The following is a 24,414-nucleotide window of genomic DNA, read 5'->3' as shown; positions in this document are numbered from 1 at the left end:
CTGAAACAGTGCGCGCCAACAGACATAACACGAAATCGGAGACCGCAATGGGTGGACCGCTCGCCGGCATCAAAGTGATCGAGATCGCGCAGGCGATCGCCGGGCCGATGGCCGGGATGATCCTCGGCGACATGGGCGCCGACGTGATCAAGATCGAGAAGCACGACGGCGGCGACGATGCCCGGCACTGGGGCCCGCCCTTCGTCGACGGCGATTCCTTGCTGTTTCACACCTACAACCGCAACAAGCGGTCGGTGACGCTCGACATCAAGAACCCGGACGACGTCGCGCGGCTCAAACAACTTGTCCAGGATGCGGACATCCTGATCCAGAACCTGCGCTCCGGCGTGGTCGCGTCGTGCGGCATCGGGCCGGACGTGATGTGCGCGGTCAATCCGCGGCTGATCTATTGCTCGGTGTGGGCGTTCGGCAAAGCTGGTCCGTTGAGCAAGGAGCCGGGCTTCGATCCGCTGCTGCAGGCCTATGGCGCGGTGATGTCGCTCACCGGCGGGCCGGAGCATCCGCCGACCTTCTGCGCGCCGCCGATCAACGATCGCGCCACTGCGCAATGGTGCGTGATCGGCGCGCTGGCGGCGCTTCAGCAGCGCCACGTCACCGGCAAGGGCTGCGTGATCGACACCTCGCTGTTCGACACGGCGGTCGGCTGGGTCGACATGTCGCTCAGCGGCTATCTGCTCGACGGCGAGCCCCCTGTGCGCCACGGCACCGCAAGCGGTACGCTGGCGCCGTACCAGGTGTTCGAGACCGCCGACCGACCGATCGTGATCGCGGCCGGCAACGACCGCCTGTTCGCGCGCTGTGCCGATGTGCTCGGCCATCCGGAGTGGAGCGCGGACCCACGTTTTGCGCGGGTGCGCGACCGGCAGGCGCATCGGCCCGTGCTGATCCCGCTGATGCAGGAGGTGCTGAAGACCCGCAGCGCAGCCGATTGGCTCGCGGCCTTCAAGAGCGCCGGTGTGCCGGTGAGCCCGGTCAACGACATTCCCGAGCTTGCCGCCACCGAACAGCTCGCCGCGGTCGATCTGCTGCGCACGATGCCGGACACTGGTCTCACCGTCGCCGGTCTGCCGATCGTGTTCGACGGCGCGCGCCCGCATCCCGAGCTCGCCACACCGAAGCTCGGCGCACACAACCATGAGGTGCTGGGTAACCGCGCCGCGGCCGAATAGGGCGGCGAGTGCCAGGTGCGGAGGTTCGCCTCCGCACGAAACCGGGCAGGTGCGCCATCAAAACCGCGTCATCGCAGCGTGCTTGACGCATGTTGCGCATTCTCCGTCATCACGGCGGGATAGGCTCGCCGCGATTGTCTGATTGCATGACCGGAGGATTGCCAATGGCCCCACCATATCGTGTCGCGACCGTCGTCGGCAGCTTGCGCAAGCAGGCGTATTCGCTGCGGACCGCGCAGGCGCTCGCCGCGCTGGCGCCGGACACGCTGAAGCTCGACATCGTCACGCTGCACGGCCTGTCGATGTACAACCAGGATCTCGAGACCGAAGCGCCGCCGGCCGACTGGACCGCGTTCCGCGACAGCATCAAGGCCTCTGATGCGGTGCTGTTCGTAACTCCCGAATACAACCGCTCGATTCCTGGCGTGCTGAAAAACGCCATAGACGTCGGGTCGCGGCCCTACGGCAAGAGCTGCTTCGACAAGAAGCCGGCCGGCGTGCTGTCGAATTCGCCGGGCGCGATCGGCGGTTTCGGCGCCAACCACCATCTGCGGCAATGCCTGGTGTTTCTGAACATGCCGACGCTGCAGCAGCCGGAGGCTTATGTCGGCGGCATCGGGGATGCGTTCGGCGAGGACGGTGCGCTGGTCAAGGACGCGCTGCGCGAGTTCCTGCAGAAGTACATCGACGCCTTCGCCGGCTTCGTCGCCCAGCAGTACAAATAACGTCGGCCGCATCCGCCCCGCCGGCTGTCAAGCTGGCGGGACAGATGCGGCGTTAGCCGCGCGTTAACCGCGCTGTCCCATGGTCCGGCCATGGTCACCCGCAGTCGTCTCAAATCGATCCTCGCCGGCATCGCGCTGTACGCGATCGCTGCCGCCGTGATCGGCTATTTCGGCGTCAACGCCTACACCGGCCGCTACGGCCTGACGGCGCAGCAGGAGCTCGACCAGGAAATCACCGCGCTGACTGCGGAGCTGGTGCAGCTCCGCCAGCAACGCGCCGAGGCCGAGCAGCGAGTCTCGCTGCTGCGCTCCGACCGGATCGATCCCGACATGCTCGACGAGCGCGTGCGCTATCAGCTCGACTTCGCCAATCCGGCGGACCTGGTGCGGATGATGCCGGCGCGCTGAGTGCGCAAATTCCAAAAATCTGGACGAACGATTTCGAAAGTTTCGTGTCGCTGCACTGCGGCATATTGATTTGCGCGCAGCGACATAGCGATCCTTTCAAGCCGCTATAAGTTACGATAGAGAGGCTCATCTCATCTCTAATCGGAATCGCCATGGCCGCACCCAAGAAGAGCGCCGCGAAGGAAACAGCACAGGACAAGGCCGGAGGAGCGTCACCGTCGAACGTGCCGCCTTTCAGCAAGGAACAGGAGCTCGGCGCCTTTCGTGAGATGCTGCTGATCCGTCGCTTCGAAGAGAAAGCGGGCCAGCTCTACGGCATGGGTGCAATCGGCGGATTCTGCCACCTCTACATCGGTCAGGAAGCCGTCGTCGTCGGCATGCAGATGGCGCTACGCGAAGGTGATCAGGTGATCACCGGCTATCGCGATCACGGTCACATGCTCGCCTGCGGCATGGATGCCAACGGTGTGATGGCCGAACTCACCGGGCGCCGCGGCGGCTACTCCAAGGGCAAGGGCGGCTCGATGCACATGTTCAGCCGGGAGAAGAGTTTCTTCGGCGGACACGGCATCGTCGGCGCGCAGGTCTCGCTCGGCACCGGCATCGCCTTCGCCAACCGCTATCGCGGCGATGGTCGCGTCTGCCTCGCTTATTTCGGCGACGGCGCCGCCAATCAGGGCCAGGTGTACGAGAGCTTCAACATGGCGGAGCTGTGGAAGCTCCCCGTGGTGTACGTGATCGAGAACAACCGCTACGCGATGGGCACGTCGGTGACGCGCTCCTCGGCGCAGACCGATTTCTCCAAGCGCGGCGTGTCGTTCAACATTCCGGGCGAGCAGGTCGACGGCATGGACGTGCGTGCGGTGAAGGCCGCCGGCGACAAGGCGGTTGCACATTGCCGTGCCGGCAACGGCCCGTTCATCCTCGAAATGCAGACCTATCGTTATCGCGGTCACTCGATGTCGGACCCGGCGAAGTATCGGTCGCGCGAAGAGGTCGACAAGATCCGTAACGATCAGGATCCGATCGAACAGGTCCGCAAGCGTCTGCTCGGGCTCGACATGACCGAAGACGATCTGAAGGCGATCGATGCCGAGGTGCGCAAGGTCGTCAATGAGTCGGCGGACTTCGCGCAGCACGATCCCGAGCCTGATCCGTCCGAACTGTACACCGATGTGTATCGCTGATCCCCGCCTTGCCGTGTCGCGGCTGCTTCCCGCCTGACTGAATGACTGCGGAGCCCCAATGCCAATCCAAGTTCTGATGCCCGCGCTGTCGCCGACCATGGAGAAGGGCAACCTGTCGAAATGGCTCAAGAAGGAAGGCGACAAAGTCAAAAGCGGTGACGTCATCGCCGAGATCGAGACCGACAAGGCGACGATGGAAGTCGAAGCCGCCGACGAAGGCACGCTCGGCAAGATCCTGATCCCCGAAGGTACCAACGACGTCGCGGTCAACACGCCGATCGCCACCATTCTCGGCGACGGCGAAAGTGCAGCCGATGCCGACAAGGCGTCGGATCCGGCCGCGCAGAACAAGGCCTCGCAATCGGCCCCGCCGGCAGCGGAGCCTGAAGCCGCGCAGGCCAAGTCCGCACCCGCGCCGGCGCAGCACGCGCCAGAAGCCCCGACGGTGTCGGCCGCCGCTGATCCGGACATTCCGGCCGGCACCGAGATGGTGACGGTGACGATCCGCGAGGCGTTGCGCGACGCGATGGCCGAGGAAATGCGCCGCGATCCCGACGTGTTCGTGATGGGCGAAGAGGTTGCCGAGTATCAGGGCGCCTACAAGGTCACGCAGGGACTGCTGCAGGAATTCGGCGACCGCCGTGTGATCGATACCCCGATCACCGAGCACGGCTTCGCCGGCGTCGGCGTCGGTGCCGGCTTTGCCGGGCTGAAGCCGATCGTCGAGTTCATGACCTTCAACTTCGCCATGCAGGCGATCGACCAGATCATCAACTCGGCGGCGAAGACGCTGTACATGTCCGGCGGCCAGCTCGGCTGCTCGATCGTGTTCCGCGGTCCGAACGGTGCTGCTTCGCGCGTTGCCGCGCAGCACAGCCAGGACTACTCGGCTTGGTATTCGCAGATCCCCGGCCTCAAGGTGGTGGCGCCGTATTCGGCCGCCGACGCCAAGGGGCTGCTCAAGGCGGCGATCCGCGATCCCAATCCGGTGATCTTCCTCGAGCACGAGATGCTGTACGGCCAGCACGGCGAAGTGCCGAAGCTCGACGACTACGTGATCCCGATCGGCAAGGCGCGCATCGTCCGCGAGGGCAAGGATGTCACGCTGATCTCGTGGTCGCACGGTATGACCTACACGCTGAAGGCCGCCGACGAGCTGGCGAAGGACGGTATCTCGGCCGAGGTGATCGACCTGCGCACGCTGCGTCCGCTCGACACCGAAACGATCATCGCCTCGGTGAAGAAGACCGGCCGCGCGGTGACGATCGAAGAGGGCTGGCAGCAGAACGGTATCGGCGCCGAACTCTCCGCCCGGATCATGGAGCACGCGTTCGATTATCTGGACGCTCCGGTGACGCGGGTATCCGGCAAGGACGTGCCGATGCCGTATGCCGCCAATCTCGAAAAGCTGGCGCTGCCCAGCGTCGCCGAGGTGGTCGAGGCCGCCAAAGCCGTCTGCTATCGGTGACCCTATGACCGGACCCAAGCAACAGCCGCTGCCGCCCGACGTCGAAGGCCGCGAAGATGCGATCGAAGTGTTGCGCGCCTTTGTGCTCGACGGCGGTTTGTCGATCGCCTTCATGCGCGCGTTCGAAGATCCGGAGATGTGGGGGCTGCTGCTGGTCGACATCGCCCGCCACGCCGCGCGCGCCTATGCGCGCGAGAGCGAATACACCGAGGACGAGGCGCTGGAGCGCATCGTCGAGATGTTCGAGGCCGAGCTGTCGCGCCCGACCGACACCGGCGCCACCACCGAACGGCCGCAGTAAGGTTCTGTCCTCATGCCGATCAACATTCTGATGCCCGCGCTGTCGCCGACCATGGAGAAGGGCAACCTTGCGAAGTGGCTGAAGAAGGAGGGCGACAAGGTCAAAAGCGGCGACGTCATCGCCGAGATCGAGACCGACAAGGCGACGATGGAAGTCGAGGCCGCCGACGAGGGCACGCTGGCCAAGATCCTCGTGCCCGAAGGCACCCAGGACGTGCCGGTCAACGACGTGATCGCGGTGCTTGCCGAGGACGGCGAGGACGTGAAAGCGGCTGGGGCAGGCGGTCAGGCCAGTGCCGGCGGTGCCCCCTCACCCCAGCCCTCTCCCCAGAGGGGAGAGGGAGCCGGCTCTGCGGGTGGCAAAGCCGAGGCCAATTCGGACGCACAGGACAAGGCTGATCAGAGGCCGGCGCCACAGCCGCCTTCACCTCTCCCCAACGGGGAGAGGTCGCCGCCGCGGGCGGCGGGTGAGGGGGATACAGCGCCAGCGAATGGCCGTGTGTTCGCTTCGCCTTTGGCGCGGCGGCTGGCGAAGGATGCCGGCATCGACATCGCCCGCGTCAGCGGCACCGGGCCGCACGGCCGCGTCATCGCCCGCGACGTCGAGCAGGCCAAGAGCGGCGGCGGCCTGAAGGCGCCGGCTGCGGCGCCAGCGGCTGGTCCCGCGATCGTGCCGGCGATGTCGGATCAGCAGATCCGCGCGCTGTATCCGGAAGGCTCTTACGAAGTGGTGCCGCACGACGGCATGCGCCGGACCATTGCGCAGCGATTGACGCAGTCGACCCAGACCATCCCGCATTTCTATCTGACGATCGACTGCAACCTCGACCGGCTGCTGGCCGCGCGCGAGGACATCAACGCCGCCGCGCCGAAGGACAAGGACGGCAAGCCCGCCTACAAGCTGTCGGTCAACGACTTCATCATCAAGGCGATGGCGATCGCCCTGCAGCGCATCCCCGACGCCAACGTGTCGTGGACCGAGGCAGGGATGCTCAAGCACAAGCATTCCGACATCGGCGTCGCGGTGGCGATGCCGGGCGGGCTGATCACCCCGATCATCCGCAGCGCGGAGACGGCGTCGCTGTCGTCGATCTCGGCGCAGATGAAGGATTTTGCCGCCCGCGCGCGGGCCCGCAAGCTGAAGCCTGAAGAGTACCAGGGCGGCACCACAGCGGTGTCCAATCTCGGCATGTTCGGGATCAAGGACTTCACCGCCGTGATCAATCCGCCGCACGCCACCATCCTGGCGGTCGGCACCGGCGAGCAGCGCCCGATCGTGCGTGACGGCAAGATCGAGATCGCCACCATGATGAGCGTGACGCTGAGTTGCGATCACCGCGCCGTCGACGGTGCGCTCGGCGCCGAACTGATCGGCGCCTTCAAGACGCTGATCGAAAATCCCGTGATGATGATGGTGTGACTTTCTTACCCTCTCCCCTTGTGGGAGAGGGTGCCCGAGCGAAGCGAGGGCGGGTGAGGGAAAGAAGAGCGAGTAGTTATGTCCGACACCTCCTTCGACGTCATCATCATCGGCTCCGGACCCGGCGGCTATGTCGCGGCGATCCGGGCGGCGCAGCTCGGGTTCAAGACTGCGATCGTCGAGAAGTCGTATCTCGGCGGCATCTGTCTGAACTGGGGCTGCATTCCGACCAAGGCGCTGCTGCGCTCGGCGGAAATCTATCACTACATGCAGCACGCCAAGGATTACGGGCTGTCGGCCGATAACATTTCGTTCGATCCGAAGGCGATCGTACAGCGCTCGCGCGGGGTGTCGAAGCGGCTGAACGACGGCGTCGGCTTCCTGATGAAGAAGAACAAGATCTCGATCATCTGGGGTCAGGCGACGATCGACGCGCCGGGCAAGCTCACGGTCGCTGCCTCCAAGACCGAGGCGCCGAAGGGCGCGTTGCCGCCGGGCAGCTATCAGGCCAAGCACATCATCGTCGCCACCGGGGCGCGGCCGCGGGTGCTGCCGGGTCTCGAGCCGGACAAGAAGCTGGTCTGGACCTATTTCGAGGCGATGGTGCCGGAAGTGATGCCGAAGTCGCTGCTGGTGGTCGGCTCCGGTGCGATCGGCATCGAGTTCGCCTCGTTCTTCCACACCATGGGCGCCAAGGTCACCGTGGTCGAGGTGCTGCCGCAGATCCTGCCCGTCGAGGATTCCGAGATTGCCGCGCTCGCCCGCAAGCGGTTCGAGAAGCAGGGCATCAAGATTCTGACCGGCGCCAAGGTCACCAAGCTCGACAAGAAGGCTGATAGCGTCGTCGCCACCATCGATCCCGGCAATGGCAAGCCGGAGACCGCCGAATTTGACCGTGTGATCTCGGCGGTCGGCGTGGTCGGCAATGTCGAGAATCTCGGGCTGGAGAAGCTCGGGGTGAAGCTCGACCGCGGCACCATCGTCACCGACGGCCTCGGCAAGACCAGCGTGCCCGGCATCTACGCGATCGGCGATGTCGCCGGTCCGCCGATGCTGGCGCACAAGGCCGAGCACGAGGGGGTGATCTGTGTCGAGGCCATCAAGGGCCTGCATCCGCACCCGCTCGACAAGAGCCTGATTCCCGGCTGCACCTACTGCCAGCCGCAGATCGCCTCCGTTGGCCTCACCGAGGCCAAGGCGAAGGAGCAGGGACGGGAGATCCGGGTCGGCCGCTTCCCGTTCACCGCCAACGGCAAGGCGATTGCGCTCGGCGAGGACCAGGGCCTGGTCAAGGTGATCTTCGACAAGAAGACGGGGCAGCTCTTGGGCGCCCACATGATCGGCGCCGAAGTCACCGAGCTGATCCAGGGTTACGTGGTGGCGATGAACCTCGAAACCACCGAGGAAGAGCTGATGCACACCGTCTTCCCGCACCCGACGCTGTCGGAGATGATGAAGGAAGCCGTGCTCGACGCCTACGGCAAGGTGCTCAACGCCTGACCCCAGCGGCTACTAAGTGCACCCGAAAAGGGTGTCCGCCGGGACACTCTTGTTGCTATGCCGCAACAGTTCTGCATCATTTAACCGTCTTTGATGGTCGCTCTTGCACGCGCCGCTTTTTGGCCACACCGGTCAATGAGATCATCTGACCTGAGCCGAGCGCAGGTCGATGGTCTTACCGGGAAAGTCCGGAAAGCCCGACAGCGAGGCGGCCGGAAAGACGAGTTCGCGAATGTTCGCCACGACGCCTACCAGGTCGATGCCGACGAGCCGCCAGATCACTGGCTGCGCCGCGAACCTGTCGGCCCCCCTCGGCGTCTTCAAAAAGTCACCGTCTGCCGCGGATTTGCGGCGGCTCGGCCGTCATCTCGCCAAACAGCAGGGTGATGCTGATAGTGCCCAGCTCCCGGCGACGATCTTGCGCAATCATGGCCAACCAAGGTGCGATCACCTGACCGTCGAACAGCCGACGGCCGGTCGCGGCCGTGACAGAAATTTGACCGCCGCAGCGTCGGCCACCGACCCGTCCGAAACGGGTGCGGCCGCGACAGAGGAGAGGGCGGGAGTGTGTTGGATGGAAAGCCGGCGGGTCGATTCGACCGTACCGGGGGTGACCCGCGAGATGTGCGATGCGGAATTTTAGGCGTAGCGTTTTTGCCGCGTTGCTGATCGGCGCCGGAGCAGGCGCCGTGCCGGCGGCGGCGTTCGAAGGCACCCCGGTTCGACCGGAGGACACCGCGATCCCGGTCGCCACCAGCCAGCCGGGTACCGCGCCTGCGCTGAAGAAGGCGCTGCCGGCGGCGCCGTCGACCACCTCGCTCACCGCGCTGCAATATGCCGCCGAGGGCGGCCACCCGATCGCGCAGTGGCGCCTCGGGAAGATGTATGCCGACGGCAATGGCGTCGATCAGGACGACCTGCGCGCCTTCGACTATTTCAGCAAGATCGCCAACGCCCACGCCGAGGACAGCCCGTCGGCGCCGCAGGCCGCGATCGTCGCCAACGCCTTCGTGGCACTCGGCCGCTACTATCTCGACGGCATCCCGAATTCGAAGGTCAAGCGCGATCCCGAGCGGGCGCGCGAGATGTTCTCTTACGCCGCCTCGTATTTCGGCAACGCCGACGCGCAGTACGATCTGGCGCGGCTGTATATCGAAGGCGTCGGCGTGCCGCGCGACTTCCGCTACGGCGCCCGCTGGCTCGGCCTCGCCGCCCAGAAGGGGCAGCACCAGGCCCAGGCGATGCTCGGACACCTGCTGTTCAACGGCGACAAGCTGCCCCGCCAGGCCGCCCGCGGTCTGATGTGGCTGACCCTGGCGCGCGACGCTGCGACGCCGGAAGAGGCCTGGATCAAGGACAGCTACAATAAGGCTTTCGCCAAGGCTTCCGACGACGACCGGGTGATGGCACTGCAGATGCTTGAGCACTGGGTGCAGGGCCGGCGGGACTGAGGCATCACGCCACATTCGCCGTCATTCCTGAGGTGGCGAGCGAAGCGAGCCCTCGAAGGGCGAGGGCAGGGCCTTTGGCCAATCCTTCGAGTCCGCCGCTGCGCGGCGCAGCCCCAGGATGACGCCGGATTCGCTCGGACTTCGTTACGCCGCTTCCAGATCGAGATCCGCCCACACCGGGACGTGGTCCGAGGGCTTTTCCCAATTGCGCACGTAGCTGTCGATGCCGACATGGCGCAGCCGGTCGGCGGCCTGCGGCGACAGCAGCAGGTGATCGATCCGCAGCCCCCAGTTCTTCTGCCAGGCGCCGGCCTGATAGTCCCAGAAAGTGTATTGGCCGGGCGCATCGGTGGTGGCGCGCAGCGCGTCGGTGAAGCCGAGGCCGAGCAGGGCCTGGAAGCTCTCGCGGGTCTCGGGGCGGAACAGCGCGTCCTCGGTCCAGGCCGCCGGATTGTGCACGTCGCCCGGCTGCGGGATGACGTTGAAGTCGCCGGCCAGGATCAGCGGCTCCTCGGTCCTCAGTCGCTGCTGGGCGTAGTCGCGCAGCCGCGCCATCCAGCTCAGTTTGTAGGGATACTTCTCGCTGCCGACCGGATTGCCGTTCGGCAGATACAGGCAGGCGACGCGCACGACGCCGTGCTTCAGCGACACCACGCCTTCGAGAAACCGGGCATGAACGTCGCCATCGTCACCGGCGAGGCCCGGATTGGCTTCCTCGAGCGGATATTTCGACAGCAGCGCCACGCCGTTGAAAGTCTTCTGGCCGTGGGTGACGACGTTGTAGCCGAGCGCCTCGATCGGCTCGCGCGGAAAAGCCTCGTCGACGCATTTGATCTCCTGCAGGCAGACCACGTCGGACTGGCTATCCTTCAGCCAGGTCAGGAGGTGATCCAGCCGCTGTCGGACCGAATTGACGTTCCAGGTGGCAATCCGCATCGCGCCGTCCGCTGTCCGGGATGATTTGCGCCGCGGCAGATCGCGGCCGTGCAGCGCTGTGATAAAGCAATCGAGGTCGGACGCAAATCGGCGCGCGGTGAGCATCCTGCTGTCGGCGTCCCGGTCGTGTCGAGCACGATGGTCTGAAAGCGGAGCGTCGGCGATGTCGAACCGCGGAGCACGGATGGTCGAGGCCATGCAGCTCAGGGGCGTCACCAAACAGCACGCCTTGGCGTTCGCCATGGGGGTCAACGAGAGCACGGTCACACGCTGGAAGAACAACGGCCCGATCTCGGTCGATCATGCCGTGCTGCTCTGCCACACGCTCGACGTGTCGCTCGACTGGTTCCTGACCGGTCGCGGCCGGATCGACGGCCACAAGGCCGCAGCGGCGGGCGATTCGGACGAGTCGCGGCTGTTGACCTGCATCCGGCGCGCCGAGGCCAGGATGTCCGAACGCTCCAAGGCGCATCTGATCGCCTTCATCACCTCGTTATGTCCCGAGGTTTCCGACCTTTGAGAACGGCGAGTTGCTGCGTGCGCAAGTGGCACAGCGAGAAATTTGCACGCTATGCAACCATAAGTTGCTGTCTGGCCCGGGTGCAGGATTAGTGTTGCACAACCCTCGGTTGCAGATCGACCAAGGGTTCAACCTGAGCCCCGCAATCCCGCAGGAGACCATCATGGCCACCACGATCACCATCAACGTCACGAACAACAGCAACGTGATGCAGAACTTCTTCATCTTTCAGCAGCCGGCAATCTATACCGGCGGCCCGCAGGTCTACACCAACAGCCTCTACAGCCTGCCGGTGATGCCTTACGAGAGTTCCGGCGCGGTTCTCAGCTTCACCATGATGCTGCAGTACTACGCGGGTGCGCAGCAGCAGGTCTCGCCGCCGCAGATCGGGAAACCCTCCGGCCAGTTGGGCGCGATCCAGGCGATCGACCTGACGCCGGCGGCCGGCGGCACGCCGACCAACAATACCACCGTGATGAGCGTGTCGCCGTCCCTCGGGCTGTCGAAGCCGACCAACACCGATGGACCGCAGAAGGGCTCGTTCCGGATCAAGACGCCGACGTTCAATCCGGTGGTCACGCCCTACAACGCAGGATCGGCGGTGCAGTCGACGGCCGGCGGCATCACGCTGTCGAATTTCGTCCCGGTGTCGCCGAATACCAATCTCGACTGCCAGCCGATCATCAAGTTCTACGTCCAGACCGGCACCTATACCGCCGGGACGGTGATGAACTTCACTGCTTCGTCGCAGAATGCGGCGATCTGCGACGCGACCCAGGGCTTCACCACCTTCAACGTGTCGTACAATCTCGACGGCACCTGGACGGTGCAGAACATGGCATCGATGATGCTGGCGAACGGGCGTCGCGGTCTGATCGAAAAGTCCACGATCACCAGCACCCGGGCCAACGTGAACGGCGCCGCCAACGCCGAAGTCCTCAACGAGGCCGGCACCGCCTCGATCGCGCGTGGCTATGCGGCCGACATGCTGGCGCCCACCACGATCACCCATCTCGACGTGCCGGGCGCCCTGCAACAGTTCAACGAGTACCAGATCGGCTGGATCGGCGGACCGTATCGCGGGACGATGTGTACGCAGCTCGACGTGCCGAACGCGACGGCGGTGTTCGAGTAATCGTCGCGGCGGTCGCGCGATGATCGGTTGAGCATCCCGGCCGCCGATGGCGCCGCGCCGGAAGACTTTCAAAAGAGAGGTCGTCCGGCGCGGAGGCGCACCATCTGGTTGGAGGGTCGCTCCGGGCGCCCAGGCTGCCGTCGGGGAAGCGACATGGTCAGCGCGATCACCATCAATCTCAGGAACGACAGCAATACGCTGCAAAACTTCTGTTTCTTCCAGCAGCCGGCCGGGTATTCCAGCGCCGGTCGGGTGTATGTCAGCAGCCTGTGCGGCCAGCCGCTACTGCCCTATGCCACATCCGGCGCCGTGCTGAGCTTCATGATCACGCCGCAAACCTACGCCGGCGTGCAGCAGCAGATCGCGCCGCCGCAGCCGGGACAGCCGGTCGGGCAGGCTGGCGCCATTCGGGCGATCGAGCTGACGCCCGCGCAAGGGCCACCGACCGCCAACACCACCACCATGTCGGTGTCGCCTGCGCTCGGCTTGTCGGCGCCGATGGCCACGGAGGACGTGCCGGCCGGCGCATTTCGGATCAGGACCGCGGTGTTCAACCCGACGCTGGTGAACTACAACGCCGGCGTCGCGATGCAGACGCTGGCCGGCGGAATTCTGTTGTCGAATTTCGTGACGGCGCCGCCGAACGTTGCCCTGGACTGCACGCCTTCGCTAAAGTTTTACGTGCAGATCGGGAGCTATGCTGCAGGAACGGTGCTGGATTTCGCTTCGATGATGGCGACCGCTGCGCTGTGCGATGCGGCGCAGGGCTTCACGGCATTCAATGTCAGCTACAATCTCGACGGCACCTGGACAGTGAAGAACATGGTGGCCGGGCGCCTCAGAAACGGCAGGCCCGGGCTGATCACGAAGTCCGAATTCGTCACCTCCGCCGCCAGTTTACCGCGGTGACGGGGCAGCACGCCGCCACGGGTCGCCGCTACCCCGGCAGTCCCCGCAGCACCAGCGCGAGGCAGACGATCACCATGATCGACGGCAGTGCCCAGCGGCAGTGCGAACGCAGGCCGGTGGCGAGGACGTGATAGCGCGAGGCGGGATCGCTGCGCGGTTTCCACAGCAGCGCGTCGATCAGCACCACCACCACAAGATAGAAATAGCCGAGCGAGATGATCTTCGCGATCGGGGTGTTCAGCGAGATCGAGCCGGGGAAGCTCGCCTCGTAGGTGAAACTGATCGCCGCCAGCGCCAGAAGGGCGGAGAACACCAGGCTGCCGTGATCCTTCGGCGCGGTACCGGGGATCCACAGCACGAACAGCGACACCGCCAGCGTCGAGACGATCGGGATGAACAGCCGCAGCAGATAGCGCTCCGACAGCCGCTCGATGCCGATGGTGGCGTTCAGCCGCGAATACGCCCGCGCGTTCCAGCCGGCGGCCTCGTCGTAGAAGAAGGTCAGGTCGAGCGGGCGCCAATCGATCACTGACAATTTCGGTTCGATCCGCGAGAACAGCCGGTCGGTCTCGGTGGTGACCAGCATCGCGTCCTGCTTGGCATACCGCGGCAGCGAGAACGACAGCGACAGCCGCTGCCGGTCGAACGGAAACGCTGCCATGTCGACGCCGACGCGGAAATCGGCCTCGTAGCGTTCGACCAGCACCACACTGCCGTCGGCATAGACCGAGACGGCATCCGCCTTGGCGCGCGGCTCGCCGAGCTGATTGTCGATCGCCAGACCGGGCGTCCAGATCCCGGCGATGTACTGCCGTGCTTCGGCGCCAACGCGGTCGACCCGCGAGGTGCCGGCGTCGAGCGGATCGAAACGCCGGCGCGGATCGGTCCAGCGCTGGGTGACTTCGATGTGCAGTCGGGCGCGGCCGATCACCTCGCGGATTTCGGTGATATCGAGCACGCGCAGACCAATACGGACCTTGACCGGCAGCTCGATGCCGTCGGGCAGCCCTTCCGACGGCGAGCCAGCGGATGCGGGGGCGCCGCACAGTGCCACGAAAACGATCAGCAGCGCTGCCCGCAGTGACTTCATGCCTGCGCCTCGTCGCGCGGCTTCAGCATCCGTGCCAATACCGAGAAGGCGACAAAGGCGAGCACGGTGCCGATCAGCGCCGCCGCGATCAGTTCGATCCGGGGCCGCTGCAACGCGGCGCCGTGCGACGGGAAGCTCTTCACCGCCGCGATGTTGCCGATCATCCGGCCGGAGAAGTCGATCAGCGGCTGCACCAGGATCGCGCCGGTCTCGCCGCCGATCCGATACGGGCTGATCTCGCGGGTGCGGGCGAGGCGGATCGCACCGTCGCGCAACAGGCCGGTGAACAGCGGGGTGTCGGTCGAGGCGAGCGCGATCAGGTCGCCGAATTGTTCTCCCTTGTCGCCGGGCCCGCGCGGCGGCAGCTCGGCGAGTGATTGGCTCAGCACCACCGCGATGTCGGCGTTGGTCAGCGTCTTCACCTGTTCGAGGATCGGCTCGAGGTTGAGGCCGGCCTCCACGGTGCCGACGAAGCGGTCGCCGTCGTTGATCACCGCGATGCCGCGCACGAAGGTGCCGGCGACGCCGATCTCGAGGCCGACCTGCGAGCGCCGCGTCTTGTTGGCGGCAAGCACCATCTGCCGAAACTTCGTCAGGTCGTCGCCGAACTTGTCCGGCAGATGCAGCCGCAACAGATAGGTCATGTCGGCGGCGTGAAAGCCGAACACCGGCACGCCCTGGCTTTTCAGATACGCATAGGGCGCGGCCGTGAGCTCCGTCAGCGCGGCGCGGTCACCGGCGGCAAGTGCGCGCGCGACGGCGCGCTGCCGCGCCGTGGTCTCCGCCTGGGTCAGCGCGAACCGTCCCGCTTCGTCGAGCGCGGCGGTGATCGCCTGGCTGACCGCCGCCATCTGGTGATCGCGGTCGCGCGCGATCACGTCGTTCTGCATCGAGAAAGTGAGGGCGAGAATCGCGCTGAAGCTCAGCGCCAGCACCAGCGCGGTGATCAGGCCGGCTTGGACGCTGGAGACGCGCAGAGGCACACGGGGAACGCTGGGAGGCAACGACATCGAGGTTTCCGGGGGCTGTTGACCCATCCTCGACATGGCCGCGCAGCGCGCGGGGCATCGCGCACTGCCAAAAGGTCGTTCGGAGGGTTCTTTGGCCGCGCCTTAGCGGAATTGGGAACCGGAACCAAGAGCAGAAGGTACGGCAGGGTACGTTTGTCTTGACCGAGCGTCTCAAAGTCAACGGCTGCGGGTGGCACCCAGCCGCCGCAACCGTCCTGTCGGCAAGATCGTCAGATCGAAAAGCTGGTGCCGCAGCCGCAGGACGCGGAGGCGTTCGGGTTGTTGACCCGGAATGAGGCGCCGATCAGATCGTCGATGAAGTCGACCTCCGAGCCGGCCAGGAACGGCACCGAGGCCGAATCCACCAATACGACTGCGCCGTCCCGGGCGATCACCAGATCGTCGTCGGTCTTGGTGCGGTCGACGTCGAATTTGTACTGGAAACCCGAGCAGCCGCCGCCCTCGACGCTGATCCGCAGCATCGCTCCCTGGCCTTCGCCCTTGAGGATTTCGCCGATCCGGCGCGCCGCGCGTTCGCTGATGGTGACGCCTGATTCCGTCATCTCGCCGCTCCGTGTCGTTCGGGCAGGAGCCCGTCATTGGATTTCTTTGCCAACAATAGTTAAGTGCGCCGCACCGCAGAATCAAACGGTCAGGACGAGTCGCGCGCGTGTCGGTCGGTATGGCAGCTCCCCGTGCAGCCTTTGGCTGCGATCCGGACCACAGCCGCGGCCGGCAATTCCATGAGCCGCCGAGCCGGACCCGCAGCGCGTTTCGCCGCGATTGCGACCGCGTCATCCACTCCAACGCGTTTCGCCGGCTGAAGCACAAGACCCAGGTCTTCGTGTTTCACGAGGGCGACCACTATCGCACCCGGCTGACGCATAGCCTGGAAGTGGCGCAGATCGCCCGCGCGCTGGCGCGCCAGCTCGGGCTCGACGAAGACCTTACCGAAACGCTGGCGCTCGCCCACGACCTCGGCCATCCGCCGTTCGGCCATGCCGGCGAGCGCGCGCTCGACCTCTGCCTGAAGGACGCCGGCGGCTTCGACCACAACGCCCAGACGCTGCGGGTGCTGACCGCACTCGAACATCGCTACCCCGAGTTCGACGGCCTCAACCTGACCTGGGAGACGCTGGAAGGCGTGGTCAAGCACAACGGGCCGCTGACGGATCGCGCCGGCGTGCCGCTGCCGCGCTATGCCGAGCACGGCGTACCGCGCGGTATCGCCGAGTTCGACCAGCGTTTCGACCTGCAGCTCTGGAGCTTCGCCTCGCTCGAAGCCCAGGTAGCGGCGATCGCCGACGACATTGCCTACGACGCCCACGATATCGACGACGGCCTGCGCGCCGGGCTGTTCCGGATCGAAGATCTGGCCGAAGTACCGCTGATGGCGCGGATCATCGCCGCGATCGACCGGCGCTTTCCGGGGCTCGACGACAGCCGCCGCGGTGCCGAGCTGGTGCGCGAGCTGATCTCATATTTCATCGGCGCGGTCGCCGCCGAGGCCGAGCGTCGGATCGGCGAGGCGAGGCCGGGCTCGGCCGATGAGGTCCGCCGCGCCGAGCGGGCGCTGGTGGCGTTCCCGGCCGAAGCGGCGAAATCCGAGGCCGAGGTCAAGGCTTTCCTCTGGACCCGGATGTACCGCGCCGAGCGGGTGATGAAGGTCATGCGCGACGCCGAGGCGATCGTCGCTGACCTGTTCCGGCGGTATTGCGATCATCCGGAGGATCTGCCGCCGGATTGGCTGCCGGCGAACGGCCCGGTGGCCGAATGCGAGGCCGACCGGCTGCTGCGGATTCGCAATTTCATCGCCGGCATGACCGATCGCTACGCGCTGGCCGAGCATCAGCGGCTTTTTGACTCGACCCCGGATTTGCGTTAGGCGGCGCCTCGACCGGCCCGAAACGGCCGCGTCCATTTTCCCTTTTCAGATATGGCCGAGCTCCCGATGTCCACGCATCTTTTCGCCCGTCTCCTGTCGCGCGTGCACGCGGTGTGCGCGGGGCTGATCGAAGAGGGCGCGCTGCCCGCCGGGATCGACCTGTCGCGTATCGTGGTCGAGCCGCCGAAGGACGCCTCCCACGGCGACATGGCGACCAACGCCGCGATGGTGCTGGCCAAGGACGCCAAGGCCAAGCCGCGCGACCTCGCCGACAAGATCGCCGACAAGCTCCGCGCCGAGGAGCTGATCGACCAGGTCGCGATCGCCGGACCGGGCTTCATCAACCTGACCCTGAAGCCGGCGGTGTGGGCGGAGGCGCTGCGCGCCGTGCTCGATGCCGGCACAGGTTACGGCCGCAGCGCTGTCGGCGGCGGCGAGAAGGTCAACGTCGAATACGTCTCGGCCAATCCGACCGGCCCGATGCATGTCGGCCACTGTCGCGGCGCCGTGTTCGGTGATGCGCTGGCCAATCTGCTCGACACCGCCGGCTTTGCCGTCACCCGCGAGTACTACATCAACGACGCTGGCGCCCAGGTCGACGTGCTGGCGCGTTCCGCGTTCCTGCGCTACCGCGAGGCGCTGGGCGAGGCGATCGGCGAGATTCCGGAAGGGCTGTATCCGGGCGATTACTTGAAGCCTGTCGGCGTGGCGCTGAAGGCCGAGCATGGCGCTGCGCTGAAGGAACTACCGGAAGCGCAGTGGCTGCCGACCGTCCGCGCCAAGGCGATCGCGATGATGATGGAAGCGATCAAGGGCGACCTTGCCGCGCTGAACATCACCCACGAGGTGTTCTTCTCGGAGCGCTCGCTGATCGAGGGCGGCCGCAACCGCGTCGCCGAGACCATCGAGTTTCTGCGTGCCAAGGGCGACGTGTATCAGGGCCGGCTGCCGCCGCCGAAGGGCGCGCCGGTGGAGGACTATGAGGATCGCGAACAGACCTTGTTCCGCGCCACCGCCTATGGCGACGATGTCGACCGGCCGCTGCTGAAATCGGACGGCTCCTACACCTATTTCGCGTCCGACATCGCCTATCACAAGGTCAAGTTCGACGCCGGCTTCGCCAACATGGTCGACGTCTGGGGCGCCGATCACGGCGGCTACATCAAGCGGATGCAGGCGGCGATCCAGGCGGTGACGGCCGGCAAGGGCGCGCTCGATGTCAAGATCGTTCAGCTCGTGCGGCTGCTGCGCAACGGCGAACCGGTGAAGATGTCGAAGCGGGCAGGTGACTTCGTCACGTTGCGTGAAGTGGTGGACGAGGTTGGTTCCGACGCCGTCCGCTTCATGATGCTGTTCCGCAAGAACGATGCGGTGCTCGACTTCGACCTCGCCAAGGTGATCGAGCAGTCGAAGGACAATCCGGTGTTCTACGTCCAGTACGGTCACGCCCGCGGTCATTCGATCTTCCGCAATGCGCGGGAGGTGGTACCGGATCTGCCGGAGGATTCGAAGGCGCGGGCGGCGATGCTGCGGCAGGCGCCGCTGGAGCGGCTGAACGATCCGGCCGAGCTCGAACTAATGAAACGCCTCGCGCTCTATCCGCGTATCGTCGAAGCCGCCGCCCAGGCCCACGAGCCGCACAGAATTGCGTTTTATCTCAATGAGCTCGCGAGCGAATTTCATGCGCTTTGGACGCATGGACGGGATCTGCCTCATTTACGCTTCATTATCAATAATGATGCAGAGATAACCAGGGCGCGCTTGGCGATGGTCCAAGGCGTCGTCTCGGTTTTGGCCTCGGGGCTCGCCATTCTCGGCGTCACTGCGCCGGACGAGATGCGATAGGGGATCGGCCGTCAGATGGGGATCTGGAGCGGCTTGTGAGAGCGGCCGTGACGTCTGCGAAGGCGCCTTTGGCCGCTTTCCCGAATGGGACGCGACATCACGATGACGGATCGATATCAGGACCGACCTTTCCCGGCTTATGAAGACGAGAGCGTGACTTCGCGCTATCCGCAAAAGCCGGAAAACGATCCGCTCGCGGAGCTCGCTCGCTTGATCGGTCAGGCCGATCCGTTCGGCAAGGCCGGGCGCGTCGAGCAAGCGCCTCCAATCGCACCGCAGAGCCGGTCGACCGATTTCAGCGCCAGCCGTGGACCGTCCTCGGTCGCGGCCGAGGATGATCTGTCGGCGCGGCCGATGCCGTCCTGGATGCAGCATCGTCAGCGTGCGCCCGAGCCCGCCCGAGCGCCCGAACCGCCCGAACCGATCCTGCCGGCGGAGCCGGATTTCAGACAGCCGCCGTCCTTCGTCAGCGCTGCGACGCCGCGCCGTGCCGCGGCGACCGGCTACGCACAAGCGCCTCAGGCGCCACAGGCGTCGATCGAGTCGATGCCGATCGAGCCGATGGCGCTCGACACCCGGTTGCCCGATCCGCGATTCGATCCGGCGCCGATCGAGCAGCATCGTCTCGATCTGGTGCAGCCGGATCGGGTCCACTACGAACCGCAATTCGATCCGCTGCCGGCCAGCACCGCTCCGTTGGAGCCGGGCCGCTACGATGACGCGTTGTACGGCCAGCTCCCGGCCGACCCCGCGCCGATCGGAGGCTATCAGGATCCCTCTTACGGTTACGGCGACGGCTACGACGATATGTCCGACGGACAGGCGGTGAAGCCGCGTCGGAACAACATGATGACGGTGGTGGCAATTCTGGCGCTGGCGGTGGTCGGCACTGGCGGGGCCCTGGCGTATCGCACGTTCTCCGGCGCGCCGCGCAGCGGCGAGCCGCCGGTGATCAAGGCCGACACCAGCCCGACCAAGATTCCGGGGCCGTCGAACGATAATGCCGGCAAGCCTATCCAGGACCGGCTCGCCTCCGGAACCGGCGTCGAGGCGCTGGTGTCGCGCGAGGAGCAGCCGGCCGCCGACCCGTCGCGGATGCCTGGCTCCGGTCCGCGGGTGGTGCTGCCGCAGCTCAATCAGAATCCGAATCCGCCGACCGTTGCCAGCGTCACGCCCGGCGGCAAACCGAATCTGACGCCGCCGCCGAACAACGGCACCCTGGCCGGCGACGAGCCGCGCAAGATCAAGACCTACAGCATCCGCCCGGATCAGGCCGACCATGCCGGCCAGCCGGCCGGAGCGGCGCAGCAGGCGTCGCGAACTCCGACGCCCGCCGCCGCGGCGCGGGCGCCCGCGCGCAATGTCGCCGATGCCAACGCGTCAGCCGGGAATGCACCGCTGTCGCTGTCGCCCAATACCACAGCCGACACCCCGGCGCCTCGGCCGCAGCGTGTGGCTTCTCTGCCTGCTGAGCCGGCTGCGACGGCCGGTGGCTATGTGGTGCAGGTATCGTCTCAGCGCAGCGAGGCAGACGCCAAGGCGTCCTATCGCACCCTGCAGAGCAAGTTCCCGTCGCTGCTGGGATCACAGCCCCACATCATCAAGAAGGTCGATCTCGGCAACAAGGGCGTCTACTACCGTGCCATGGTCGGCCCGTTCGCCTCGGCCGAACAGGCGCAGCAGGTCTGCGGCAGCCTGAAAAGTGCCGGCGGACAGTGCTTCGTCCAGAGGAATTAACGGCGGTTTCCTTGACCCTGGAGGCGCGCGCGGGCTAAGCGGCCTGTATGCCACCGCGCGCTTTCATTACCGGCATTGCCGGCCTCAATCTCAGCGACGACGAGCGCGGATTTCTCCGCGATTCCCGTCCGTGGGGCTTCATTCTGTTCAAGCGCAATGTCGACAATCCGGCGCAAGTCAAGGCGCTGGTTGACGATTTGCGCGGAACCATCGGTTCCCCCGACGCGCCGGTCCTGATCGATCAGGAAGGCGGGCGGGTTCAGCGGCTCGCACCGCCGCATTGGCCGGCCTATCCCCCGGGCGCGGTGTTCTCCACGCTTTATGACATCGACCCGGACGCCGGGTTGACCGCGGCGCGTCTGAGCGCCCGGCTGATTGCCGACGATCTTGCAGCGCTCGGCATCACCGTCGACTGCCTGCCGCTCGCCGACGTGCCGGTCGCCGGCGCCGATGCGGTGATCGGCGATCGTGCCTATGGCACCACGCCCAACAAGGTCGCAACGATCGCCCGCGCGGTCAGCGACGGCCTGGCGCAGGGCGGCGTGCTGCCGGTGCTGAAGCACATCCCCGGTCACGGCCGCGCCACCGCCGACAGTCATCATCGGCTGCCGACCGTCGACACCTCGCGCGAAGAGCTGGATCGCACCGATTTCGCCGCGTTCCGGCCGCTCGCCGACCTGCCGATGGCGATGACTGCACATGTTGTGTTTAGCGCGCTCGATCCCGCCCAACCGGCGACCACTTCTGCGACAATCATCGATCGGGTGATTCGTGAGTCGATCGGGTTCCAAGGATTGCTGATGAGCGACGACGTTTCGATGAACGCGCTGGCCGGCAGCATCGCCGAGCGCACCCGCGCGATCGTCGCGGCCGGCTGCGATGTCGTCCTGCACTGCAACGGTAAGCTCGACGAAATGCGCCAGGTCGTTGCCGAAACACCGGAACTGGCGGGCAGGGCGCTGGCCCGTGCCGAGGCGGCGCTGGCGGCGCGCCGCCCCCCGCAGCCGTTCGACCGGGCCGCGGCGCGGGCCGAGCTCGACACCTTGATCGGCCGCTCGAGGGTGAGCGTATGACCGCTGAGATTCTGCAGTTCGAGACTGGCCGGCCTGTCGAGCAGGTCGACCAGGACGAGGCACTCGTCGTCGACGTCGAGGGTTACGAAGGTCCGCTCGACCTGTTGCTGGCGCTGGCGCGGCAGCAGAAGGTCGACCTGCACAAGATCTCGATCCTGGCGCTCGCCGATCAGTACCTGCTGTTCATCGAGGAGGCGCGGAAGATCCGGCTCGAACTCGCCGCCGACTATCTGGTGATGGCGGCGTGGCTCGCCTTCCTCAAATCGCGCCTGCTGCTGCCCGAGCCGCCCGCCCAGGAAGGTCCGAGCGCCGAAGAGATGGCGAACGCTCTGGCCAACAGGCTGCGCCGGCTGGAGGCGATCCGCGAGGCTGCGAACTCGCTGATGACGCGCGCCCAGCTCGGCCGCGACATCTTTCCGCGCGGTCTGGCCGAAGACATCGCGGAGATCAAGCATCCGAAGTTCACCGCGACGCTGTACGACCTGCTCAGCGCCTACGCGTCGCAGCGGCAGTCGCGGGTGCTGACCACGGTGCATTTGGCCAAGCGCACGGTGTGGTCGCTGAGCGAAGCGCGTGCGTCGCTGGAGCGGCTGGTCGGGCTCGCCGAGGACTGGAGCCGGCTCGACGAATATCTGCTGCGCTACATGCCCGACCCGGCGCAGCGCGCCACCGTGCTGGCGTCGAGCTTTGCGGCCGCGCTGGAACTGGTGCGTGAGGGCGAGGTCGAACTGCATCAGTCGGCCCCCTTGGCGCCTTTGTATTTTCGTAAGCGTCCGCCGTCTCCAGCGATGGAAGCGGCAGCCTTGCCGGATACTCCGGTCGGGTAGTGGAAGAAGGAGACCGAGCCATGGCAAGTCTGGCGGAGAAGCGCATCGTGGAGTTCGAACAGCCGGTCGAACATCTGTCCGATGACAGCGCCGAGCAGCAGCCGCAGACCCGGCCCGAGGAGCTGCGCCTGCTCGAAGCCCTGCTGTTCGCGTCGCCCGAGCCGCTCGACCAGGCGGCGCTCGCCAAGCGGATGCCGGAAGGCGTCGACGTCAAGGCGGCGCTGAAGCAGTTGCAGGACGACTATGCCCATCGCGGCGTCAATCTGGTGCGGATTGCCAGCAAATGGACCTTCCGCACCGCCGGCGATCTCGCCTGGCTGATGACCCGCGAGTCCACTGAGACCCGCAAGCTGTCGCGCGCCGCGATCGAGATGCTGGCGATCATCGCCTATCACCAGCCGATCACCCGCGCCGAGATCGAAGAGATTCGCGGCGTGGTGACCTCGAAGGGCACGCTCGACGTGCTGCTCGAGACCGGCTGGATCAAGCCCCGTGGCCGTCGCAAGACGCCAGGCCGTCCGCTGACTTTCGGCACCACCGAGGCGTTCCTGTCGCAGTTCAGCCTGGAATCGCTGACCGACCTGCCGGGGCTCGAAGAACTCAAGGGCACCGGCTTGCTCGACACCCGTCTGCCGACCGGTTTCAGCGTGCCGACGCCGTCGGACGATCCGGCGCTGCGCGAGGACGAGGATCCGCTGGAGCCCGGCGATCTCGATCTGACGCTGGCCCCGCAGCCCGAACTGGAGCTGTCCGGCGAGGCTGCCGAGACCGCCGGCTCGGCCGAAGCGGTCGCGACCGAGACCGGTTTGGCCGAAACGTCCGATACCGTCTCGGAGCCCACCGAAACCGGCTTTGCGGGCGGTGCCGAAGCGGAGTCCGAGTCCGCCGCAACCGGCTTTGCCGATGCCGATCAAACCGGCGCGATCGAGACCGAGCAGGCCGAACAGATCGACGCTGCCGAGGTTGTTGCCGAAGCGTTCGATGCCGGCGGGATCGAGACCGAAGATTTCGAGACGGACGAGTTCGAAGCTGAGGACGTGGCGACCGACGATGCCATCGGGACCGAGGAAGTCGCGGCTGACGAGCCCGAGGCGGACAGCCTCGTGACGGTGGACGAACTCAGCGTCGAGATCGAAGCCGTCGAGGTGGAGGTGATCGAGCCGGAGCAGGCCGTGGGCCAGATCGATGCTGCGTCCGACAGCGAGATCGACGGTTCGACCGCCGCGGAATTGGATACCGCTGAATCGGACGATGCCGACGCGCAGGACGACGACGAGGCGTCCGACCGGCGCGACGAGCCCTGAGCGGTTCGATGATGCTGCCGGCCCGGAACCAGAATGCGGCCGATCAACTCACCGTTGTGTCGGCATAAATCCTTGTTTCGGGCGGTTCTTTCACCTAGCTTCGCGAGTGAATAGGGCTGGCGCGCCGGTCGAGTTTCGGGAGAAGGCAGGATGGGTTCACTCAGTATCTGGCACTGGATCGTCGTTATCGCGGTCGTCCTGCTGCTGTTCGGTCGTGGCAAGATTTCCGACCTGATGGGCGACGTCGCCCAGGGCATCAAGTCCTTCAAGAAGGGCCTGCAGGACGATGACAAGACGGCCGAAAAGTCCGAGCCGGTGAAGTCGATCGACCACGCCTCCACGCCCGGTGCGACCAACCGCACCGACGTCGGCAGCAAGGCGGTCTGAAGCGCGGTCGCACGCGCCTGATCCGTCTTTGAGCCCCGTGTGGCATCGCCGCCGGGCCGCTTGATCCGGCGACGGCACGCGCCGCCGGATCATCAGAGGGTGAGCGC

General features: G+C 66.0%; 24 protein-coding genes. 19 read left to right on the top strand and 5 right to left on the bottom strand.

Features of this window, described 5'->3' with window-relative positions:
* Window positions 1–47 precede the first annotated feature (47 nt).
* The 8 genes from FLL57_RS09710 to lpdA all read left to right on the top strand — a co-directional run bounded on the left by FLL57_RS09710 (window position 48) and on the right by lpdA (window position 8,198).
* Window positions 48–1,190, top strand: a complete 1,143-nt coding sequence (locus FLL57_RS09710; RefSeq protein ID WP_142882775.1) for a CaiB/BaiF CoA transferase family protein — start codon at window positions 48–50, stop codon at window positions 1,188–1,190.
* A 164-nt stretch (window positions 1,191–1,354) separates the two neighbouring features.
* A complete protein-coding gene (locus tag FLL57_RS09705; RefSeq protein ID WP_142882774.1) occupies window positions 1,355–1,915 on the top strand; it encodes an NADPH-dependent FMN reductase in 561 nt (186 codons plus the stop codon).
* 90 nt (window positions 1,916–2,005) lie between these two features.
* The gene (locus FLL57_RS09700; RefSeq protein ID WP_013502343.1) at window positions 2,006–2,323 is read left to right on the top strand and encodes an FtsB family cell division protein; all 318 of its coding nucleotides are present in this window, start codon (window positions 2,006–2,008) and stop codon (window positions 2,321–2,323) included.
* Between the two features lie 152 nt (window positions 2,324–2,475).
* Window positions 2,476–3,510: a pyruvate dehydrogenase (acetyl-transferring) E1 component subunit alpha gene (gene pdhA / locus FLL57_RS09695; RefSeq protein ID WP_142882773.1), complete on the top strand. Its 1,035-nt coding sequence runs from the start codon at window positions 2,476–2,478 to the stop codon at window positions 3,508–3,510.
* A gap of 58 nt (window positions 3,511–3,568) precedes the next feature.
* Window positions 3,569–4,978, top strand: a complete 1,410-nt coding sequence (locus tag FLL57_RS09690) for a pyruvate dehydrogenase complex E1 component subunit beta (protein WP_142882772.1) — start codon at window positions 3,569–3,571, stop codon at window positions 4,976–4,978.
* A gap of 4 nt (window positions 4,979–4,982) precedes the next feature.
* Window positions 4,983–5,279 carry a DUF5076 domain-containing protein gene (locus tag FLL57_RS09685; protein ID WP_114356184.1) on the top strand — a complete coding sequence of 99 codons (297 nt, stop codon included), beginning with the start codon at window positions 4,983–4,985 and terminating at the stop codon, window positions 5,277–5,279.
* Between the two features lie 12 nt (window positions 5,280–5,291).
* Window positions 5,292–6,698, top strand: a complete 1,407-nt coding sequence (locus tag FLL57_RS09680) for a pyruvate dehydrogenase complex dihydrolipoamide acetyltransferase (protein ID WP_142882771.1) — start codon at window positions 5,292–5,294, stop codon at window positions 6,696–6,698.
* A gap of 78 nt (window positions 6,699–6,776) precedes the next feature.
* Entirely contained in the window at window positions 6,777–8,198 is a 1,422-nt protein-coding gene (gene lpdA / locus FLL57_RS09675) for a dihydrolipoyl dehydrogenase (protein WP_142882770.1), read from the top strand.
* A 141-nt stretch (window positions 8,199–8,339) separates the two neighbouring features.
* Here the strand turns inward: lpdA and FLL57_RS23315 are convergent, their stop codons facing one another.
* The gene (locus FLL57_RS23315; protein ID WP_155413282.1) at window positions 8,340–8,480 is read right to left on the bottom strand and encodes a hypothetical protein; all 141 of its coding nucleotides are present in this window, start codon (window positions 8,478–8,480) and stop codon (window positions 8,340–8,342) included.
* A 347-nt stretch (window positions 8,481–8,827) separates the two neighbouring features.
* Here FLL57_RS23315 and FLL57_RS09670 point away from each other — a divergent pair, with 347 nt between their 5' ends.
* Window positions 8,828–9,649: a tetratricopeptide repeat protein gene (locus FLL57_RS09670; protein ID WP_013502349.1), complete on the top strand. Its 822-nt coding sequence runs from the start codon at window positions 8,828–8,830 to the stop codon at window positions 9,647–9,649.
* Between the two features lie 144 nt (window positions 9,650–9,793).
* Here the strand turns inward: FLL57_RS09670 and xth are convergent, their stop codons facing one another.
* Window positions 9,794–10,585, bottom strand: a complete 792-nt coding sequence (gene xth, locus FLL57_RS09665) for an exodeoxyribonuclease III (protein ID WP_013502350.1) — start codon at window positions 10,583–10,585, stop codon at window positions 9,794–9,796.
* 163 nt (window positions 10,586–10,748) lie between these two features.
* Between xth and FLL57_RS09660 the strand changes: the two genes are divergently transcribed.
* From FLL57_RS09660 to FLL57_RS09650, 3 genes are all read left to right on the top strand, one after another.
* Window positions 10,749–11,105 carry a helix-turn-helix domain-containing protein gene (locus tag FLL57_RS09660; protein WP_013502351.1) on the top strand — a complete coding sequence of 119 codons (357 nt, stop codon included), beginning with the start codon at window positions 10,749–10,751 and terminating at the stop codon, window positions 11,103–11,105.
* Between the two features lie 163 nt (window positions 11,106–11,268).
* On the top strand, window positions 11,269–12,240 hold the full coding sequence (locus FLL57_RS09655; protein ID WP_013502352.1) for a hypothetical protein: 972 nt from the start codon (window positions 11,269–11,271) through the stop codon (window positions 12,238–12,240).
* Between the two features lie 27 nt (window positions 12,241–12,267).
* Window positions 12,268–13,149 (top strand): hypothetical protein, encoded by an 882-nt coding sequence (locus tag FLL57_RS09650; RefSeq protein ID WP_235677246.1) that lies wholly within the window; start codon window positions 12,268–12,270, stop codon window positions 13,147–13,149.
* Between the two features lie 28 nt (window positions 13,150–13,177).
* On the opposite strand, the gene FLL57_RS09645 is transcribed toward FLL57_RS09650, so the two are convergent.
* From FLL57_RS09645 to erpA, 3 genes are all read right to left on the bottom strand, one after another.
* Window positions 13,178–14,239 carry a neurotransmitter-gated ion-channel ligand-binding protein gene (locus FLL57_RS09645; protein WP_013502354.1) on the bottom strand — a complete coding sequence of 354 codons (1,062 nt, stop codon included), beginning with the start codon at window positions 14,237–14,239 and terminating at the stop codon, window positions 13,178–13,180.
* Window positions 14,236–15,249, bottom strand: coding sequence for a cache domain-containing protein (locus FLL57_RS09640; RefSeq protein ID WP_142882769.1), 1,014 nt, complete (start codon window positions 15,247–15,249; stop codon window positions 14,236–14,238). Before FLL57_RS09640 ends, FLL57_RS09645 begins: the two co-directional genes overlap by 4 nt.
* A gap of 230 nt (window positions 15,250–15,479) precedes the next feature.
* Window positions 15,480–15,812, bottom strand: a complete 333-nt coding sequence (gene erpA / locus FLL57_RS09635) for an iron-sulfur cluster insertion protein ErpA (protein WP_013502356.1) — start codon at window positions 15,810–15,812, stop codon at window positions 15,480–15,482.
* A 107-nt stretch (window positions 15,813–15,919) separates the two neighbouring features.
* Here erpA and FLL57_RS09630 point away from each other — a divergent pair, with 107 nt between their 5' ends.
* The 7 genes from FLL57_RS09630 to FLL57_RS09600 all read left to right on the top strand — a co-directional run bounded on the left by FLL57_RS09630 (window position 15,920) and on the right by FLL57_RS09600 (window position 24,307).
* Window positions 15,920–17,134, top strand: coding sequence for a deoxyguanosinetriphosphate triphosphohydrolase (locus FLL57_RS09630; protein WP_041807288.1), 1,215 nt, complete (start codon window positions 15,920–15,922; stop codon window positions 17,132–17,134).
* A gap of 51 nt (window positions 17,135–17,185) precedes the next feature.
* Complete coding sequence (argS, locus tag FLL57_RS09625) at window positions 17,186–18,979, top strand: arginine--tRNA ligase (protein ID WP_142882768.1); 1,794 nt, start codon at window positions 17,186–17,188, stop codon at window positions 18,977–18,979.
* A gap of 102 nt (window positions 18,980–19,081) precedes the next feature.
* A complete protein-coding gene (locus tag FLL57_RS09620) occupies window positions 19,082–20,716 on the top strand; it encodes an SPOR domain-containing protein (protein ID WP_142882767.1) in 1,635 nt (544 codons plus the stop codon).
* Between the two features lie 47 nt (window positions 20,717–20,763).
* Window positions 20,764–21,789, top strand: coding sequence for a beta-N-acetylhexosaminidase (gene nagZ, locus FLL57_RS09615; RefSeq protein WP_142882766.1), 1,026 nt, complete (start codon window positions 20,764–20,766; stop codon window positions 21,787–21,789).
* Window positions 21,786–22,616 (top strand): segregation and condensation protein A, encoded by an 831-nt coding sequence (locus FLL57_RS09610; protein WP_047307834.1) that lies wholly within the window; start codon window positions 21,786–21,788, stop codon window positions 22,614–22,616. The genes nagZ and FLL57_RS09610 overlap by 4 nt, the downstream gene beginning before the upstream one ends.
* A 20-nt stretch (window positions 22,617–22,636) precedes the next feature.
* Complete coding sequence (gene scpB, locus FLL57_RS09605; protein ID WP_142882765.1) at window positions 22,637–23,920, top strand: SMC-Scp complex subunit ScpB; 1,284 nt, start codon at window positions 22,637–22,639, stop codon at window positions 23,918–23,920.
* Window positions 23,921–24,070: 150 nt separating this feature from the next.
* Window positions 24,071–24,307 (top strand): twin-arginine translocase TatA/TatE family subunit, encoded by a 237-nt coding sequence (locus FLL57_RS09600; RefSeq protein ID WP_013502363.1) that lies wholly within the window; start codon window positions 24,071–24,073, stop codon window positions 24,305–24,307.
* Window positions 24,308–24,414: the final 107 nt, after the last annotated feature.

Origin of the sequence: Rhodopseudomonas palustris, assembly GCF_007005445.1 — a bacterium.
In the GTDB taxonomy this organism is placed as follows: domain Bacteria; phylum Pseudomonadota; class Alphaproteobacteria; order Rhizobiales; family Xanthobacteraceae; genus Rhodopseudomonas; species Rhodopseudomonas palustris_G.
Note: the sequence above shows the minus strand (reverse complement) of the source record. Positions and strands in the feature narration are given on the sequence as shown.

What these genes read in the sequence shown, in the direction of transcription:
- FLL57_RS09710 (WP_142882775.1), top strand. Translation starts at nt 48, where the DNA reads ATGGGTGGACCGCTCGCCGGCATCAAAGTGATCGAGATCGCGCAGGCG.
- FLL57_RS09705 (WP_142882774.1), top strand. Translation starts at nt 1,355, where the DNA reads ATGGCCCCACCATATCGTGTCGCGACCGTCGTCGGCAGCTTGCGCAAG.
- FLL57_RS09700 (WP_013502343.1), top strand. Translation starts at nt 2,006, where the DNA reads ATGGTCACCCGCAGTCGTCTCAAATCGATCCTCGCCGGCATCGCGCTG.
- pdhA (WP_142882773.1), top strand. Translation starts at nt 2,476, where the DNA reads ATGGCCGCACCCAAGAAGAGCGCCGCGAAGGAAACAGCACAGGACAAG.
- FLL57_RS09690 (WP_142882772.1), top strand. Translation starts at nt 3,569, where the DNA reads ATGCCAATCCAAGTTCTGATGCCCGCGCTGTCGCCGACCATGGAGAAG.
- FLL57_RS09685 (WP_114356184.1), top strand. Translation starts at nt 4,983, where the DNA reads ATGACCGGACCCAAGCAACAGCCGCTGCCGCCCGACGTCGAAGGCCGC.
- FLL57_RS09680 (WP_142882771.1), top strand. Translation starts at nt 5,292, where the DNA reads ATGCCGATCAACATTCTGATGCCCGCGCTGTCGCCGACCATGGAGAAG.
- lpdA (WP_142882770.1), top strand. Translation starts at nt 6,777, where the DNA reads ATGTCCGACACCTCCTTCGACGTCATCATCATCGGCTCCGGACCCGGC.
- FLL57_RS09670 (WP_013502349.1), top strand. Translation starts at nt 8,828, where the DNA reads ATGCGGAATTTTAGGCGTAGCGTTTTTGCCGCGTTGCTGATCGGCGCC.
- xth (WP_013502350.1), bottom strand. Translation starts at nt 10,585, where the DNA reads ATGCGGATTGCCACCTGGAACGTCAATTCGGTCCGACAGCGGCTGGAT.
- FLL57_RS09660 (WP_013502351.1), top strand. Translation starts at nt 10,749, where the DNA reads ATGTCGAACCGCGGAGCACGGATGGTCGAGGCCATGCAGCTCAGGGGC.
- FLL57_RS09655 (WP_013502352.1), top strand. Translation starts at nt 11,269, where the DNA reads ATGGCCACCACGATCACCATCAACGTCACGAACAACAGCAACGTGATG.
- FLL57_RS09645 (WP_013502354.1), bottom strand. Translation starts at nt 14,239, where the DNA reads ATGAAGTCACTGCGGGCAGCGCTGCTGATCGTTTTCGTGGCACTGTGC.
- FLL57_RS09640 (WP_142882769.1), bottom strand. Translation starts at nt 15,249, where the DNA reads ATGTCGTTGCCTCCCAGCGTTCCCCGTGTGCCTCTGCGCGTCTCCAGC.
- erpA (WP_013502356.1), bottom strand. Translation starts at nt 15,812, where the DNA reads ATGACGGAATCAGGCGTCACCATCAGCGAACGCGCGGCGCGCCGGATC.
- argS (WP_142882768.1), top strand. Translation starts at nt 17,186, where the DNA reads ATGGCCGAGCTCCCGATGTCCACGCATCTTTTCGCCCGTCTCCTGTCG.
- FLL57_RS09620 (WP_142882767.1), top strand. Translation starts at nt 19,082, where the DNA reads ATGACGGATCGATATCAGGACCGACCTTTCCCGGCTTATGAAGACGAG.
- nagZ (WP_142882766.1), top strand. Translation starts at nt 20,764, where the DNA reads ATGCCACCGCGCGCTTTCATTACCGGCATTGCCGGCCTCAATCTCAGC.
- FLL57_RS09610 (WP_047307834.1), top strand. Translation starts at nt 21,786, where the DNA reads ATGACCGCTGAGATTCTGCAGTTCGAGACTGGCCGGCCTGTCGAGCAG.
- scpB (WP_142882765.1), top strand. Translation starts at nt 22,637, where the DNA reads ATGGCAAGTCTGGCGGAGAAGCGCATCGTGGAGTTCGAACAGCCGGTC.
- FLL57_RS09600 (WP_013502363.1), top strand. Translation starts at nt 24,071, where the DNA reads ATGGGTTCACTCAGTATCTGGCACTGGATCGTCGTTATCGCGGTCGTC.